This window comes from Desulfosporosinus acididurans (genome assembly GCF_001029285.1).
GTDB classification, from domain to species: Bacteria; Bacillota; Desulfitobacteriia; order Desulfitobacteriales; family Desulfitobacteriaceae; genus Desulfosporosinus; species Desulfosporosinus acididurans.
The window spans coordinates 268,258-285,452 of record NZ_LDZY01000006.1 but is presented as its reverse complement, the minus strand read 5'-3'; the positions used below and the strand labels follow the sequence as shown (position 1 = coordinate 285,452).

15 protein-coding genes are annotated in these 17,195 nt (G+C 37.5%); all 15 read left to right on the top strand.

Annotated features, from left to right (window positions below):
• The first annotated feature begins 70 nt into the window (after window positions 1–70).
• Window positions 71–787, top strand: a complete 717-nt coding sequence (locus DEAC_RS10605) for a YveK family protein (RefSeq protein WP_047810016.1) — start codon at window positions 71–73, stop codon at window positions 785–787.
• Window positions 784–1,545: a CpsD/CapB family tyrosine-protein kinase gene (locus DEAC_RS10600; protein ID WP_047810015.1), complete on the top strand. Its 762-nt coding sequence runs from the start codon at window positions 784–786 to the stop codon at window positions 1,543–1,545. The genes DEAC_RS10605 and DEAC_RS10600 overlap by 4 nt, the downstream gene beginning before the upstream one ends.
• Window positions 1,546–1,664: 119 nt before the next feature.
• Window positions 1,665–2,459 (top strand): tyrosine-protein phosphatase, encoded by a 795-nt coding sequence (locus DEAC_RS10595; protein WP_047810014.1) that lies wholly within the window; start codon window positions 1,665–1,667, stop codon window positions 2,457–2,459.
• Between the two features lie 380 nt (window positions 2,460–2,839).
• Complete coding sequence (locus tag DEAC_RS10590; protein WP_047810013.1) at window positions 2,840–3,787, top strand: SDR family oxidoreductase; 948 nt, start codon at window positions 2,840–2,842, stop codon at window positions 3,785–3,787.
• Window positions 3,788–3,820: 33 nt separating this feature from the next.
• On the top strand, window positions 3,821–5,179 hold the full coding sequence (locus tag DEAC_RS10585) for a sugar transferase (RefSeq protein ID WP_047810012.1): 1,359 nt from the start codon (window positions 3,821–3,823) through the stop codon (window positions 5,177–5,179).
• Between the two features lie 417 nt (window positions 5,180–5,596).
• Window positions 5,597–6,334, top strand: coding sequence for a glycosyltransferase (locus DEAC_RS10580; protein ID WP_047810011.1), 738 nt, complete (start codon window positions 5,597–5,599; stop codon window positions 6,332–6,334).
• A gap of 65 nt (window positions 6,335–6,399) precedes the next feature.
• A complete protein-coding gene (locus DEAC_RS10575) occupies window positions 6,400–7,425 on the top strand; it encodes a polysaccharide pyruvyl transferase family protein (RefSeq protein WP_047810010.1) in 1,026 nt (341 codons plus the stop codon).
• 36 nt (window positions 7,426–7,461) lie between these two features.
• A complete protein-coding gene (locus tag DEAC_RS10570) occupies window positions 7,462–8,556 on the top strand; it encodes a glycosyltransferase (protein WP_047810009.1) in 1,095 nt (364 codons plus the stop codon).
• Window positions 8,557–8,592: 36 nt separating this feature from the next.
• On the top strand, window positions 8,593–9,300 hold the full coding sequence (locus DEAC_RS10565; RefSeq protein WP_047810008.1) for a polysaccharide deacetylase family protein: 708 nt from the start codon (window positions 8,593–8,595) through the stop codon (window positions 9,298–9,300).
• 30 nt (window positions 9,301–9,330) lie between these two features.
• On the top strand, window positions 9,331–10,530 hold the full coding sequence (locus DEAC_RS10560; RefSeq protein ID WP_047810007.1) for a glycosyltransferase family 4 protein: 1,200 nt from the start codon (window positions 9,331–9,333) through the stop codon (window positions 10,528–10,530).
• Window position 10,531: 1 nt separating this feature from the next.
• Window positions 10,532–11,665 carry a glycosyltransferase gene (locus DEAC_RS10555; protein WP_047810006.1) on the top strand — a complete coding sequence of 378 codons (1,134 nt, stop codon included), beginning with the start codon at window positions 10,532–10,534 and terminating at the stop codon, window positions 11,663–11,665.
• On the top strand, window positions 11,662–12,915 hold the full coding sequence (locus tag DEAC_RS22200; protein ID WP_053006374.1) for a glycosyltransferase: 1,254 nt from the start codon (window positions 11,662–11,664) through the stop codon (window positions 12,913–12,915). The genes DEAC_RS10555 and DEAC_RS22200 overlap by 4 nt, the downstream gene beginning before the upstream one ends.
• An 11-nt stretch (window positions 12,916–12,926) precedes the next feature.
• Window positions 12,927–14,147, top strand: coding sequence for an O-antigen ligase family protein (locus tag DEAC_RS10545; protein ID WP_047810005.1), 1,221 nt, complete (start codon window positions 12,927–12,929; stop codon window positions 14,145–14,147).
• Between the two features lie 249 nt (window positions 14,148–14,396).
• Entirely contained in the window at window positions 14,397–15,878 is a 1,482-nt protein-coding gene (locus tag DEAC_RS10540; protein ID WP_047810004.1) for an oligosaccharide flippase family protein, read from the top strand.
• A 33-nt stretch (window positions 15,879–15,911) separates the two neighbouring features.
• Window positions 15,912–17,132, top strand: coding sequence for a nucleotide sugar dehydrogenase (locus DEAC_RS10535; protein WP_047810003.1), 1,221 nt, complete (start codon window positions 15,912–15,914; stop codon window positions 17,130–17,132).
• Window positions 17,133–17,195: the final 63 nt, after the last annotated feature.

Here is a 17,195-nt window from a genome sequence, read left to right as displayed (position 1 = left end):
GAGAGGAAAATCACAAATCAACGAGAATACTACTATGTTTAGACTAGTCTGAATTAATCGGGAGGATCACATGGAAGAAGAAATAGACCTTCGGCAGTACTGGGAAGTAATCAAAAAACGCTGGCTGATTGTAATAACCTTACCTCTTATTGCCGCTTTGACTAGTGGTATTATCAGCTTCCTGATTATTAAACCGACGTATCAAGCTTCCACAACCTTAATTGTTGGGAAAAAGGCCGCCGAAGAAGGACAAGCTGCTGCCCAAATGCTGGATAATAACGTTTTGCTGGCTAATCAACAACTGGCGAGAACGTATGCGACGATTGCCAAAAGCCGCACCGTTGAAGAGAATGTTATTCAGGATTTACACTTACCGTTGGAAGCGGAACAATTGGATGCCTTGATAGATGTCAATCAGGTAAAGGACACGGAAGTTTTGGAAATCGGGGTCACGAATACTGATCCTGAACTGGCAGCTAAGATCGCTAACGATTTAGCAGCTGATTTTTCCAAAGCGGTCATTGAGATTAAGAAGGTTGACAGTGTCAGCATCGTAGATAAAGCTGTCCCCCCCGATAAGCCGGTTAAACCAAATAAGAAGCTTAACGTTCTGATAGCTTTTGTCGTTGGCTTAATGGCTGCTGTTGGGCTGGCCTTAGTATTGGAATTTCTGGATAACACGGTCAAAACCTCCGACGATATAGAAAATCTTCTGGGGATTCCGGTACTGGGTGTTATTCCAAGATATGATATTGAAAAAAAGGCTAAGAGGGGAAGAGCATCATGACATATTCCTTAATCACCGTTGAGCAGGCAAAGTCTCCGGTTTCGGAGGCTTTCCGAACCTTTAGAACGAATGTTCAATTTACCAGCGTGGATTCTGAAACGAAGAAGATAATGATTACCAGTGCCGGTCCACGGGAAGGAAAGTCTTCAACCGTAGCCAACCTTGCGGTTAGTATGGCTCAGACAGGCAAATCTGTGCTCATCATCGATGCCGATCTGCGTAATCCTACACAGCATAAACTCTTTGGCCTGGACAATAGCCGCGGACTGTCCATGGCCTTGGTTCAGGAGTATGAGTTGGATACCTTTATCCAGGAAAGCTCTGTGCCCGGGATCATGGTTCTGACAGGAGGCCCTATTCCTCCGAATCCAGCCGAGCTTGTCGGTTCCAAGCGCATGAAACGATTGATCGAAGAGGTCAGCGGACAGTTTGATATTATTTTAATTGACACCCCTCCCATAGTTGCCGTGACCGATGCAGCCATTCTTGCCCAGGAAGTTGACGGTGTCATTTTAGTAGTCGCTTCGGCAGAGGTAAATAGAGATTATGCGCAGCGTGCTAAAGAGCAGCTGGATAAAGTAGGGGCCAAAATCCTTGGCGCAGTGCTCAATAAGGCCGACCTGAAAACCAGTGAATATTATTACTATTACTATTATCATGGTTCAGAGGCCCCAGCGAAAAAGCGCAAACGGCATAAACATGAGAAGAAAACAACGTTTTTTAATCTTTTGCACAGAAACCAAAAGGATGTATCTTAAAAACTAAACGTAAAGGACAAAAACCTTCTAAATGCAGAAGCCAAACTATCTGCATTAGGAGGTTTTTATTATACGGTTTGCGAAAAGAGTTTTAGTTATTAGATTAAAGGAGCGTTTACATGATTGATATTCACAGTCACATACTCCCTGGTTTAGACGACGGGTCTAAAAGCCTGGAAGAGACATTGGAAATTGTGCGTCAGTTACAGAAAGCAGGCTTTGAGACAATCCTGACGACACCGCACGTCATTGAAGGAACTGACTACCTGCATCCCGACGAAATCCTTGCTTCAGTTGAGCAGGTGCGCCAAGCGGTTATTGAATCAGGAATCCCTGTGCAAATTCTCCCGGGAGCAGAGAACTATATTTTTCCTGAGATGGCGAAATGGGTTCGCGAAGGAAAATTGCTGACCTTAGGCAACACTAAAAGGTATATTCTTGTCGAACTGCCGCTGATGGAAATACCCCGTTATACGGACCAGGTTTTTTTTGATCTGAACGTTGAAGGGCTGACACCGGTCCTTGCCCATCCGGAGAGATATCGAGAAATAATCGCTGAACCGGAACGGCTCATAGAATGGGCAAAGCGGGGGATTCTCTTTCAGATTGACTTTAGGAGTTTAAGCGGGAGATACGGCCCACAGGTTAAGAAGCTCACGGAAAGGATGCTCAGCAGCGGTTTGATTCACTTTATCGGCTCCGATGCTCATCGTGTATCCCACAGCGAATCGGATGCAGAGACTCTTCAAAGTCTTCGACAAATTATAGGTGAGGAAAAATTCGAAGAGGTTACTGTTCGAAACCCGCAATGCATCTTAGAAGGAAAGGAAATAAGGGTTAATGAAGAATATGTGTTAAAAAATGTTGATATAAAGAAGAAAAAACGAGGAATTAGTAGATTTTTTAAAATATAATGTCGAAATAGTTGTTATTAAACTACTATGTAATGAATTGTGAAATAAAATAAAAGAAATTACTCAATTTAAATGAGTAATTTCTTTTATTTTATCTATTTGCGCAGAATTTTAGAGTAAAAATGTAACTATTTTGAAGATTAATTGTTATTATTTTTAAAGGATATTGCAGGCATATGCCGAATTAATTGTAAATACAAGGAAGTACGTTTGTCCTAGGACCGTAGACTCATACGGTTAGGTCTGCGGTTCTTGTTATGAGCATCATAAGATCGTTGGCATAATTAGTGGTTTGAAAAGGAGATTTGCTCCTATTATCATCTCGGTGTTAGATCATCGAGATGAAATAGAAAAGCACTATACAAGATGGGGGAGAAGCAATGACGAAAGTGTTGGTTACCGGTGGGGCTGGCTTTATTGGCTCAAATATTGTAGACAAGCTAATTGATGAAAAGTACTACGTCGTCGTGATTGATAATCTTTCTACTGGCAAGATAGAAAACATCAATAAAGCTGCGGTGTTTTATGGATGTGATATTACTGATATTGAAAGACTGAAGATTATTTTTAGGACTGAGGAACCAGATTATGTAATCCACCATGCGGCTCAAATCAGCGTTCAAAATTCAGTGAGTAATCCATCAAATGATGCAAGAAATAATATTTTAGGGACATTGAATTTATTAGAATGCTGCCGAGAGTTTGGTGTGAAAAAGATTATCTACGCATCATCGGCTGCTGTATATGGCGACCCGGAATATCTTCCAATTGATGAGAGATATAGTGTTAACCCACTCTCGCCCTACGGAATATCAAAGCACACTCCCGAACATTACATGGAAATGTATGCCGAGTTATACGGGTTAAATTACACCGTACTTAGATATTCGAACGCCTATGGCCCGCGACAAGATCCTCTGGGAGAGGGTGGAGTTGTGGCGATCTTTACCAATAATTTATTGTTAGGGAAGCCGCTTGTTATTTACGGTGACGGTAAGCAAACCCGGGATTTTATATATGTCGAAGATATTGCAAAAGCCAATATAATTGCTCTGAGCAAAGGAGATCGAGAGATTTTTAATATTAGTACGTCTTCCCAGACTTCCGTCAATGAACTATCAGAAATACTTAATGAAATAAACCAAAGCGTTATCAAGCCTGTCTATCTGCCGGAACGCCATGGGGATATCAAGGATAGTTACTTAAGTAATGAAAAAGCACTTAATCAACTGGGTTGGAAACCTGAGTTTAGTCTGTATAAGGGATTAGAGCTAACCTTAAGATATTACTCTTTATTATATGACTCGGCGGAAAAGAGTTACGCTTAAGATTTCAGGAAATCTTCAAAGGTGGGTTGGTAGTTGAGCGAGGGGAAATTGACTATAGGCAAGCTGGGATTAGTTTTTTTGGATTTATTCATTATTAATTTATCGTATATAGCAATCTTTATATTAAAATCAGGTCAACAAATTCCAGGAAAGAACTTTAGTGCTTATCTTCATGTAGCACCTTGGATATGTTTAGCGGCTGTATTGGTATTCTATGTCTTTGATTTGTACAATGGATGGCTGCACCGAGATTTAAATAATGTCATTTATTCGTTAATTCTAGCTCTGATCATAACGAATTTATTGGCCATGGGTTTACTTTATCTTACCCAGGCATTTGCTATGCCTCGCTCGGTATCAATTCTAGCCCCGGTACTTGAAGCTGCACTCTTAGCTCTATATCGTCTTTTTTTGTGGTATTTTCATAAGAGATTTAGCTCAACCAAAAGAGTTATAGTTATTGGAAAAGATGCACAAGAAGCAATGATGGTGGCCAATAAATTTTCTTGTCACGCTAAGGGTAGATTTGAAATAACTATGGTCGTTTATACGGATGACATAAAGAAAATTGAATCGAGAATTAAACAAAAGGACCATGATATAGTAGCAATTAACTCGACTTTACTGAGAAAAGGACGAGTAATTGATATTTGCATAAAAGAACATAAGGAAATATTTATGGTCCCGGATATCACGGCAGTTCTATTAAACAGTTCGGATACTTGTTATGTTGATGATACTTTAATGTTTGCATTGAAACCTCCTGGAATTAAGCCGGGCCAGAAGCTATTGAAGAGAACTTTTGATATTATATGTTCGTTAATTTTCCTGGGAATTTTGAGTCCTGTCATGATATTTATCGCGCTAATAATTCATATTACTTCCCCTGGATCGGCTTTGTTTAAGCAAGAAAGACTGGGGGAGAATGGAAAATCGTTTGAAGTTTTTAAGTTTAGGTCTATGGTTAATAATGCTGAGAAGTTAACTGGACCGGTACTAGCAATAGATAGAGATCCAAGAATAACAAAATTTGGTTCATTTTTACGAGCAACGCGGTTGGATGAAATACCGCAATTTATAAACGTACTTCAAGGTGACATGAGCCTTGTGGGTCCGAGGCCGGAGAGAGAGTTTTTTGTTAGCCAGTTTTCAGATACAATACCATATTATAGATATCGGATGGAAGTTAAGCCTGGAATTACTGGATTGGCACAGGTGATGGGTAAGTATACGACCTCCGCAGAGGATAAGCTAAGGTTTGATTTGATGTATATAAGGAATTATTCCATTTTAATGGACTTAAAGATACTATTGTTAACGGCGCGGGTAGTGTTTCAGAGAGATAAGGCTGCTGGGGTGGAGAATAATATGAAGGCTGTCGCGAAAACTTGATAGCGAGTTTGGTAGACGTTTTTCGAATCACTCCGGTAGAAAGGTTCCAAAAATTCGAGTTGATGAGCTTTCCAAGATTCTTATATCCTAGGCAAGAGCATGAGTGTCGTTGGGCCGAGACCGGAGAGACCTGAAATTGCAGCACAGTATTAAGAATAGATGTATGAGTTCAGTTTTCGTCTTCAACTGGTTATGCGCAGGTTTATGGTAAGTATAACACGACGCCATATGATAAGTTGCTGATGGGCTTTATGTATTTTATCCTAGTGTTTTGGAAGATTTAAGAATTATATTCGCCCGAATCGACGGGGGCCAAAAAAGTTAAGATTAATTCTAAAAAATTATATATAAAAGAAAGTGGTGGCCTTTGTTCAGTTCTAGGAGCTGAGGCCTCCATTGTCATGGGAGCCTGAAACGATGAGATTAGTTACGATTATAAGTGTCGCTTTTAATAGTGAAGCGACACTTGCAAGAACGATAGAGTCTGTTCTGAATCAGACTTATGAATATATTGAATACATTATAGTGGATGGAGTTTCCAAAGATAAGACTGTCGAGGTGGCAAAATCATACCAGTCCGCGTTTGATGAAAGAGTTGGCAGATCTCTGACGGTAATCTCTGAACCGGATAAAGGTATGTACGACGGTCTGAATAAAGGAGCAAGACTAGCGCATGGTGAGTTGGTTGGGCAGATCAACACAGATGACTGGTATGAGCCAGATGCCGTCCAAAAGATGGTCAAGCTCTATGAGAAAAAACATTATGATGTTGCCTGGGGCAGTATTCGTATCAAGAAGCCTTCGGGTGACATGATTAAACATGCCAAGATAGGTAAGCTGTGGACGACTTCTGGCTGGTGCCATCCAGGAATGTTTTCTCGCAGAGAAATCTTGCTTGAATTTCCATATCCATTAGAAACCATGTATGACGATTTCGATTATATAACAGGTGCATATAGAGCTGGCAAGAAAGTAATTACGATTAACGAAGTGATCAGTAACTTCACTTTCGGCGGCATGAGTACACAGAAAAGCTTTACTGAGGTTAAGAAGAGAATCGGAATCACTTACGGTATCTACAGAAAATATGGAATGAGTCGGTTCTACTGGTTTCACCGAGTTGCATTGGAGATGGCAAAGTATATTCTTGGATAAGGAGAAAATATGACAATGATAGATAAGAAAGTGGCATATATAGGCGGATATTGGTCTACTAATGATTGGGAAATTGGATTTTCTTTAATCTAGGAGCTGATTATGTCCTAAAGCAAGTATTCGGAAATGATAATGTGAGTATGATTTTTGATCAATCTGCTTATGTCCCTGGATGGAAGAAATCGAAAGGCAAAATGCCGTGGGCGATTGATTATTGGGCACATCTTGATGTTGACTATGTTGTTATGCTGGGACCTGTCATTTCACGTAACTTTTTGCCAATTTGGAAAAGTACACTTGATACTTTAAAAAAACGTGGAATTCGTTATATGATTCTTAGCTCTGGCATGATGAAACATAATTATGATGATATCACTGAGATTAAAAAGTATTTTAACGAGAACCCACCATATGTTATTACCACTCGCGACAGAGATATGTATGAAACCTTCAAAGATTTTGTTCCGAAGATTTATGATGGGATTTGTTTTGCCTTTTTTGTTCCAGACTATTACAAGCCTGTGAAGACAGATTTAGGTCCAGTGATGGCTGTTAACTTTGATAAAATTGATGAACCATATATTTATGTAGATGAGTCAAATAAGAAAGTTGATGTTGAATTCAATTTTGAAGACCATCATTACGGAATGAAATTTAAAGGTTTAGCAAGTGTTGGATTAAGAACAGATAGATTTACGGATGCATTGATATATGCGTCTAGTCCTCTGCCTAGGGGTAAAAGACCAGCGAAAATTGGTGATTATACAGTCATTCGTCCAGATCACAGATTTTGTCCGATGTTTATTCGCAAAGCATTTAGATATGTAAATTCGTTCTGTGCAGATATTCCACATACCTATGCGAATATTTACGCGGAATCTAAACTTACTTTGTCAGACCGCGTTCATGCTTGTGCATTGACATTGGCGTATGGCAATGCTGCATATTTGTTTGCAAAGACAGGTAGAAGTGCTTTGTTAACTAGAGTTGGAGCTGAAGGTATTAATGATCATCCGGTTAAGATTGATTTGGAGAATCTAGCAAAAGAAAAGAATAATCTAATTGAATGGATGAGAAATATTCAATATTAATTACAGATTCTTTATGAACTTATATGAGGAATAAATATGAGATTGTTGTTAATTAATGAAGTCTGCGGCACTGGAAGTACAGGAAAAATTTGCGCTGGAATTGCGGAGACTTATGAGAATAACGGAAATGAAGTTAAGATAGCTTATGGAAGAAAAGCTTTCGTGCCAGATAAATGCAAAAAGTACGCTATTCGTATTGGTGCAAATAGAGATGTTTATCTCCATGCGGTAAAAACGCTTATTTTTGATCAGCATGGTTTTGGCTCAAAAATTGCAACTAAAAAGTTTATCCAGTGGGCTGATCATTATAATCCGGACATAGTGTGGTTACATAATATACACGGATATTTTATAAATATAGAGATACTTTTTGAGTGGATTAAACGTAAATCGAAAATGCAGGTTAAATGGACTTTACACGACTGTTGGTCTTTTACTGGACATTGTACTCATTTCTTAATTACAAACTGTCACAAATGGAAAACACTGTGTAAAGACTGCCCTCAAAAGACTAGATATCCAGCAAGTCGATTCTTTGATAATTCTGAATCAAATTATTTAAGGAAAAAAGAAGCTTTTTGCGGTGTTAAGAATTTGACACTTTTCACACCGTCTAAGTGGTTAGCAGATTTGACAAGGGATAGTTTTCTTAAGGAGTATCCTGTTAAAGTACACTATAATACTATAGATAAAACTGTTTTCAAACCTACAGAGAGCTTATTTAGAGAAAAATATCATATTCAAAATAAAAAGATTATTTTAGGTGTTGCTAGTCGATGGAGTGAAAGAAAAGGAATTGGAGATTTTATTGAATTGTCCGGTTTACTAGATGATTGTACTGTAATTGTAATGGTAGGAGTTAGTGATAAACAGATAAAAGAATTGCCTTTTAATATTATTGGAATAAAACAAACTAATAATGCTCAGGAACTTGCGGAAATATACTCAACGGCGAATATATTTTTTAATCCGACTAGAGAAGATACATATCCTACTGTTAATCTTGAGGCACAAGCGTGTGGAACGAGAGTAATAACTTATGAGGTTGGTGGCGCAAAGGAAACGCTCCATGATGGAAAATCAATAGCAATTCCTGTGGGAGAGTACAAGAAAGTTCTTGAATACATTTAAAAGCCACTTAGTGATTTAGCGATAGAGGAGCAAGCAATGAAATTAGCATTTAGCTGGGACGATGGTGCACCAGAAGATAAAAGACTATTTGAATTACATGAAAAGTATGAAATTCCTGGTATGTTTTTCGTGCCTACTAGAAATAGAGAAGGTAGAACTGTAATAACGCCAGAAATGATGAGGAATGCAGAGTCCCAGTATGTTTCATTTGGTGGACACACAGAAAACCATACATATTTAACAAGCATTCCTATTGAGGATGTAGATGAAGAGGTTAAGGCAAATCAAGAGTATCTGGAGAATATCTTAGGACATGAGGTGTGCGATTTTTGCTTGCCTGGAGGCAAGTATAATGAGGAAATATTAAAGATAGTTTATCGGTATTATAAAACTGTACGAACAGCAGATACAATGAACTTTAATTATTCTGGAGGAGTATTAAAGCCAGCGATTCATTTTTATCCTAGAGGTTTTAAATCTCTTTTTGGAAATGCATGGAGAAATAGAAGCTATAGTGAGCTCATTTTTTTATTGACTCATCCGACTAATGATTATTTCCAACTGGTAAATAAAATTATTGAGAAAGCAAGCAAGAAGAACGATAATGTATTGATGATTTGGGGGCATAGTTGGGAGCTTGAAAAATTTGAGTTATGGGATGAACTAGAGAATTTGTTTACTACAATTCAAAATAATTTTAAAGAAAAGTCTTTGCATTATGCGGACATGTATGAGGTAAAATGACAAACTTATACATTTAATGGAGGATAGCAAATGAAGATTGTTCAAGTCGAAGACTTTTTTCATCCTGAAGCAGGATATCAAATAAATATAATTTCCAAATATATGGTTAAGGCTGGAAATGAAGTCGTAATAATCACTTCTGAAATGGATAAAGTGCCTCGAAATTTGATAAGCTTTTTTGGAAGAGACAATATTTCAGCGAAGGACAAAGAATATACTGAGCATTATGGGGTAAAAATTATTCGTCTGCCGATTTTGGCATATATGAGTGGACGCGCTATTTTCACAAAAGAATTAATAAAAAGAATTAAACAGGAGCAACCAGATGCTTTGTTTTTACATGATAATGATAAACTTTCTAGTTTAATATGTACAATGAAGTGGAAAACATTCCATTGTCCCATAGTGTTGGATACTCATATGTTGGAAATTGCGTCTAAAAATAAATTTAGTAAATATTTTAGGTGGTATTATCGGAAGTTTGTTACTCCAATTCTCATTAAAGAACAAATTCCAGTTATTCGAATCCAAGACGATAATTATGTGGAAAAGTGTTTGGGAATACCGCTTTCCCAAGCACCGTTTATTTCTGTTGGCTCTGATACAATTCTTTTTCATCCGGATAATAATGTTAGAGCGAGGTTCAGACGAGAAAATAATATAAGTGATGATGCTTTCATTATTTTATATGCGGGTAAATTAGATGAAAATAAGGGCGGCATGCTTTTGGCTGAGGCCGTCGCAAAAAAGTTGCCTGTGGATAAAGAAGTTTTCTTCCTAATTATAGGGAAGACCGCTGGTGAATATGGTGAAAAGGTTGAGTCAGCATTCCAAGCGAGTGAAAATAAAATCCTTCGATTTCCAACGCAGAAATACTCAGACTTAGCTATGTTTTATCAGGCAGCCGATTTAGCAGTATTTCCTAAGCAATGCAGCTTAAGCTTCTATGATGTACAGGCTTGTGGGCTCCCAGTAGTATTTGAAAATAACTGCATAAATTATGACAGGGCAAGTCATGGAAATGCGTTGGTGTTTAATGCTGGACAGATAGATGATTTCAAAAATAAAATCTGTAAAGTAGTAAATATGGATAAAGCTGAGTATCATGCCATGTCAAAGAAAGGCGTTGAGTTCGTTAAAGTAACATATGACTATGCAGATATTTCAGATCGATATCTTGAAATTATAGAGAAAACGGTTGTTAATTTTGAAGCAAAAGAAGGTAATTGACATGGCAGAACAAATTAGAGTGCTTCATTTATTGACTACGCTAGTCTCAGGTGGTGTGCAACAAGTCGTATTGAATTATGCGAAAAAGATTAAAGAATATGATGTAATCTTTGATTATATTGTTCAGGGTAAAGGCAACCCGGATATAGAAAATAAGTGCCTTTTAAATGGAAGCAAAATATACTATCTTCCCGAAATGACGAAACATCCCATTGGTTTTTCTGGGAATTTATTCCGATTGCTCAAAATGTATCCAGAATATAAGATTATACATATACATCAAAATTACCAGAACACACTTCCGTTATGGATAGCAAAAATTGCAGGAGTTAATGTGCGAATTTCGCATAGTCACTCAAGTAGACCGAAGAGTACAGCGGTAAAGGAAATATTAAAGGGCCTTGATCGTAGAATGCTTATTGCTGCATCAACGGATCTTTGGGCTTGTGGGAAAGCGGCATATTCTTGGCTATATGGAAGGGAATTAGTATTATCTGATATACACAGCTTTATTTTACACAACTCTGTTGATAGCAAGAAGTACGCATTTGATGTGGCAAGACGTCGCCGAGTCCGGCAAGAGCTAAAGATTGACGATGAATTTATATGCATGTGTGTGGCTACTTTATCGGATAATAAAAATCAGTCTTTTCTATTGGATATAATGTGGTATCTAAAAAATAATTCAAGAGAAAATATAAAACTGATTATAGTCGGTGATGGGGGCATTAGAAGTGAACTTGAAGGAAAATGCAGTAATTTAAATCTTGATGAATGTGTTGTTTTTTTAGGCGATCGAAGAGATGTGCCAGATTTGTTAAATGCTGCAGATTGTTTTTTACTTCCATCGCATTTCGAAGGATTCGGGCTTAGTATTGTAGAGGCAAGAGCTAACGGATTACCTTGTATTGTTTCTAGCAACGTGACAGATGAAGTTAAAATAGGTAAAGATGTGTGTTTTATAGACATAGGCGATGGTGCAGTGAAAAAATGGGCCGAACGAATCATAAGATGTGAACATAAGCATTATATAAATCGAGATGAAATGGTGCGGACGATTTCTAATACCGGATTTGATTTGGAAACAGAAGCTGATAAACTTTCACAGCTTTACAAGGAGATGAGTAAAAGTTGAGAAATACATTGGTAATTTTAAATTACCAAAGAGAAATACCTCCATTTATGCAGAGTGTAATTCACTTTGCAAATGATGTCTATGAAAAAATTATATATATAACACCGGAACTCTATAATGATAACAGGAATGCGTGTAGAGCGACTAAATTGGAAGTATATCAGGTGCCGCGCAGCAAGTGGAGATGGGCACTTTTAAAATCTCCGGTTAATATGCTAAATACCGATTCTCAAAATCAGATCAAAATTGCAAGAACGCAAAATGTCAGCAAGAGAGCGCTTTTGGAACAACTTATCAGGTATTCTGTATGCAGTGAAGTTTTGAAAAAACAAGTGTGTGAATTGATTGTTGCTTCGAAGATAACGCCAAAAGAAACTGTGATATTAGCCACTTGGTTCTCTAATGAGGCATATGCAACTGCGAAACTAAAAAAAATGTATCCTGATTTTAGAAGTATTTCATATGCGCACTCATTTGAGATTGATGTGAACAAAAATGCGCTCATGGCTTATGGATATAATCAGGTAAAGCATGAGGGATGCGACCGAATTGTATTTATTTCATATGTGATGAGACAACAATATTTTGATTATATTTGTACAATATATCCGCAAATTAAGGACTACTCCACTATTGTTCGCTATTTAGGAAGTGAGAAAGCTTATCCAGATAAGGAATCACAGGAATCCGTAGATGATACATTGCGCATCGCATCCTGTTCTGGAGTAATACCGATAAAGAGAGTTCATTTGATTGTAGATGCGCTATCGTTCTGGAATGGAGGAAGAATTGAATGGATTCATATTGGCGGTGGGCCAGATTTAGAAGAATTAAAGGCACTTGCTGAAGCAAAACTATCGAAGAAGAAAAAAGTAAATTATAGTTTCAAGGGTACACTCCCGAACAAGAAAGTTCAAGAATATTATGTTGAAAATCCAGTTGATCTCTTTATAAATGTAAGTGAGGCTGAAGGATTACCGGTATCTCTAATGGAATGTATGAGTTATGGTATTCCTGCAATTGCTACGGATGTGGGTGGGAGCAGGGAAATTATCACAGAGAATACAGGTTTCCTTTTATCGAAAGACTTTAAACCACACCAGTTAACTGAACTTATTGAGGAATATGCGAAATTTTCCACGGAACAAAGACAAGAATATCGTAGAAATGCGAGAATATTTTGGAATACATATTTTAATGCGCGAAATAACGCTAAAAATTTCCTTGAGGAAATAAGAGTGCAAATTTAAGGGGAAGAACAATGGGAAAAGATATTAAATATAATTTTAATGAGAAATACTGCGGTTTCCTAGTTGGTTACATCCTTATAGTCGGTTATTTAATATTGAGTGTCTATGAAGCATACATCAATGGTGCATTTGGTGCGTATACAAAATATTATATTATAGCATTAGCAATGATCCTTTTGATAATGACAAATTTTAAATTAGTAAGAAATTATGCACAGACTGCAGTAATAATTTGGTATTGGTTATATTTAGTGAGCATTTTGTGGGCCTCTAATAATGGATGGGAACAATATTTCTTGACTATTACTGCGATGGTAGCATTTATGTTTATCATTACTGGTATAAGATTTACTACAGATGTCTTCGATAGTCTTATGACTTGTTTTTTAGTTATAAGTTTATCGCTTGGAATTTTTGGATTGTTTTTCTCACAATCATTTGATTGGGGTACCAGAAACACTTTGTATTTGCTTGGTGTATATATGGACCCAAATGGGCTAGACGCACTTTATGGCATAGGAACAGGATTGAGCCTGTATAACTTGTTTGTTAAGAAGAAATTACAAATACTTAGTGGCTTAACTTTACTTATCAATGCATACGGAATTTTTATGTCTGGTTCTCGATCAGGACTGGTTATTTTGATTGCGCAAATTGTATTGGTTATATTTCTTGGAGAAGAAAGGCAGAAACCAATTGATATTGTAAGAAAACTTTTTGTTTTGATTATTGTCCTTGCTCTAATTGGTATTATAGCAAGTCTTTATGTTCCGACTGATGTTTTAGATAGAATACTAGGACTGGGTCCTTTGAAATTCATAGATGGGACAGGAAGACTAGAGCGATGGAGTACGGGATTAAATATGTGGTGGAATGAAGGTTTCCTATTTGGCTGTGGTTGGGGAACTTATGAATGTCATGGAACCTTTTTTACTATGTTAGTAGACGTTGGACTAGTTGGAACATCTGTATTTTTTAGTATTTTGATTTGGATATTTGCAAAGGCTTTCAAGCAAAGAAACATAGTCGCATTAATGTTGATTATCAGCGGAATAATTCCGGGGGCATTAATTGGAGCTCAAAATCAAAGATTTTTCTGGAATTCAATTATTTTTTCTACTGTTGCAGTTTTATCGAAACAAAGGGAGTTACAAGATGATTTGTACAAAAATTTTAAAATGTTAGAAGCTAAAAGTTTTCCGAAACCTCTATTTAAGAAGAAATTGTTTTAAAAGAACTGAACCTACCCCGATTAAGTAGACACGTAAAACGCACAATACCTGGTTCTTATGTAGCCTAGCTAATATTCCTTATTATTGTTTTTCCCGCCAAGGTTAACGCAGTCACTAGTGTCCAGTGTAGTTGCCATTCTGTTGTCACAAAAGATGTAGCGCCGTATACCATAGTCGCTGGTAATCCAGCTAATTTGTTAAGAAATTAAAATAGGATGCCTGTAATAGCATCTTGCGCGAGGTTATAATATGGCATTAAAAAAATTAAAACTGGAACTGCAAGGAGCAGCCGCAGATTCTTTAATATTGACGTTTGTAAAAGTTGTGACAGCTGTACTAGGGCTATTACTTACAAAGCTTTTATCTTCGCAATTTACGTTACAGGAATATGGTACTTATTCGCAGGCCATGCTAATCGTTTCTACGATAACATCTATTTCTGTTCTTGGCCTCACAGATGCAACGAACTTTTTTTACAACGCAGCAGATGACGAGACTCAGAAACAGAAGAATATCGCAACAGTTTTTGGTTTGCAATATATTATCGGAACAACAGCAGCGATAATAGTAATGTTTCTTAGTGCTCCAATCATTGAATTTTTTGATAATGATCAACTGAAACAGGTTATTTATTTTGCAGCCTGGATGCCACTGCTTGAAAACCTCCTGCCAATGCTACAGGTTTTATTTGTATCCATTGGTAAAGCAAAATTGATAGCGGTAAGAAACTTTATTATCTCATTAGCAAGGCTATTAATTGTGGTATTGGCGTGCTTTGTCACAAATGATATAAAAACAATATTTGTTTTACTGCTCGTCCTCGATATAATCCAAGTTGCTTATTTTATGGGTTCTTTATCGAAATTACGATTTCAAATCAGAATATTTGATTTTAGAAAGAGTCTTGTTCCCGCAATCTTAAAATTTAGTATTCCAATGGCCATATATGTGCTTACCAATGCATTATCACGTGATATCGACAAGTATGTTATCAGTTACTTTACAAACACAGAGACGTTGGCTATATATACGAATGCGGCAAAGGGGTTACCTTTTGATTTGTTAACAGCCTCTTTCTTGACAGTAATGATACCTATTATTACGCGTCAAATTCGGAGTGAAAAATATGAGGAAGCACAAATTACATTTAAATCATATTTGCGAGTTGGATACATCACAACATGGCCACTAGTTGCTGGAGCAATTGTGGTAGCTAAGGAATTGATGCTTTTCTTTTATGATAAAAAGTATTTGCCAGGATTGTCTGTATTTATTATTTATCGGTTTGTGGATATGACCCGCTTTGCTAATACATCACTTGTTCTCGCAGCAAAAGGAAAAACAAAGATTCTGATGTATTGTTCCTTAATATCTCTTGGAGCCCACTTGGTGTTCAATGTTATATCATTTAAAATGTTTGGCATGATTGGACCTGCAATTACGACATTGGCTTTCACGCTGTGCTTGACGCTTGCGCTTGTAGTACTCGGAGCAAGGGAGATAAATACCAATATTGTAAAGCTGTTTAACTTGAAAGAAGTCAGTCTAATAGTGGTAGAACTTCTGGCTATTGGGGGTATATGCTACACATTAAAAATGTTTTTGTATTCTGTAATTAGTTCTTCGATAATTGTTCTAATGTTAATCTATTGTACATTTATATTGATTATGCTTGCTTTAAACTGGAAGAGAATATTTGAGTGTCTGCACATTATTAGCGTATTAAAATGAATTTCGAGAATTTGGAATTGGGGGAAATAAAAAATGGTTAATGTTATTGGTCTTGGCTACATCGGTCTTCCTACGGCATTGATGATGGCATCTCACGGAGTGGAAGTTGTCGGTACTGATTATAATAAGGAGATTGTTGCAACCCTGAATGCAGGTCAAACTACATTTGAAGAAAATGGTCTGGATGATCTGTTTGATGCTGCTTTAGAAGCTGGTATCAAATTTAGTACTGAATATCAGGTGACGGATACATATATTGTTTCTGTTCCTACCCCGTATGATAAATTCAGCAAGAAGGTTGATGCTTGCCACGTTGTTGCGGCAGTTGAGAATGTTATGGAAGTTTGTCCGAAGGGTGCAACTGTGGTTATCGAGTCCACTATTTCTCCGGGTATTATTGACAAGTATGTTCGACCTGTGATTGAAGATAACGGCTTCCACATCGGCGAGGATATCAATTTGGTTCACGCACCGGAACGCATCATACCTGGCAACATGGTTTATGAGCTGCTTCACAACAATCGTACCATTGGTGCAGATAATCATGAGATTGGCGAAAAGGTCAAGACTCTATATGCTTCCTTCTGCCAGGGCGAGATTGTACTTACTGATATCCGTACTGCTGAGATGACCAAGGTTGTTGAGAATACCTTTCGTGCTGTTAATATCGCATTTGCAAATGAGCTGGCAAAGATTTGCCGCCATGATAATATGGATGTTTATGAAATTATCCGTATCTGCAATATGCATCCTCGCGTGAACATTCTGCAACCGGGTCCTGGCGTTGGTGGTCACTGTATCTCTGTTGACCCTTGGTTCCTGGTTGGCGACTATCCGTCTCTGGCAAAGGTTATAGATGAGTCAATGAAGACAAACGATGGTATGCCTGATTTCGTTTTGAATCGTATTTACGAGATTATGAAGGAAAAGGGCCTGACTGACATTAGCCGTGTTGGTTTGTATGGTCTAACATATAAGGAAAATGTTGATGATATGCGTGAGTCTCCGACTCTGCAACTTTTGGAAAGCCAGGAGCGTCATCTGGCAACGGGGCTGAAGGTTTACGATCCGTTTATCAAGAAGGATGTTGTTAAGAACCAGTACCATGATTTGGATAGCTTTCTGGGTGACGTTAACATGGTTGTCGTTATGGTTAAGCATAACGAGATTAAGGAGAATATGGCAAAGCTGACAGATAAGGTTGTTCTTGACTGCCATAACATTATTGATCTGCCTGGAGTATGTTATATCTAAAATTGAATGTCTGCTTGCCTCGCGGCTCCCGCTCAGTAGGGATTGAACATTTCGGAATTTGTC

Coding starts and splice junctions, on each gene's coding strand:
- DEAC_RS10605 (WP_047810016.1), top strand. CDS start 71: ATGGAAGAAGAAATAGACCTTCGGCAGTACTGGGAAGTAATCAAAAAA.
- DEAC_RS10600 (WP_047810015.1), top strand. CDS start 784: ATGACATATTCCTTAATCACCGTTGAGCAGGCAAAGTCTCCGGTTTCG.
- DEAC_RS10595 (WP_047810014.1), top strand. CDS start 1,665: ATGATTGATATTCACAGTCACATACTCCCTGGTTTAGACGACGGGTCT.
- DEAC_RS10590 (WP_047810013.1), top strand. CDS start 2,840: ATGACGAAAGTGTTGGTTACCGGTGGGGCTGGCTTTATTGGCTCAAAT.
- DEAC_RS10580 (WP_047810011.1), top strand. CDS start 5,597: ATGAGATTAGTTACGATTATAAGTGTCGCTTTTAATAGTGAAGCGACA.
- DEAC_RS10570 (WP_047810009.1), top strand. CDS start 7,462: ATGAGATTGTTGTTAATTAATGAAGTCTGCGGCACTGGAAGTACAGGA.
- DEAC_RS10565 (WP_047810008.1), top strand. CDS start 8,593: ATGAAATTAGCATTTAGCTGGGACGATGGTGCACCAGAAGATAAAAGA.
- DEAC_RS10560 (WP_047810007.1), top strand. CDS start 9,331: ATGAAGATTGTTCAAGTCGAAGACTTTTTTCATCCTGAAGCAGGATAT.
- DEAC_RS10555 (WP_047810006.1), top strand. CDS start 10,532: ATGGCAGAACAAATTAGAGTGCTTCATTTATTGACTACGCTAGTCTCA.
- DEAC_RS10545 (WP_047810005.1), top strand. CDS start 12,927: ATGGGAAAAGATATTAAATATAATTTTAATGAGAAATACTGCGGTTTC.
- DEAC_RS10540 (WP_047810004.1), top strand. CDS start 14,397: ATGGCATTAAAAAAATTAAAACTGGAACTGCAAGGAGCAGCCGCAGAT.
- DEAC_RS10535 (WP_047810003.1), top strand. CDS start 15,912: ATGGTTAATGTTATTGGTCTTGGCTACATCGGTCTTCCTACGGCATTG.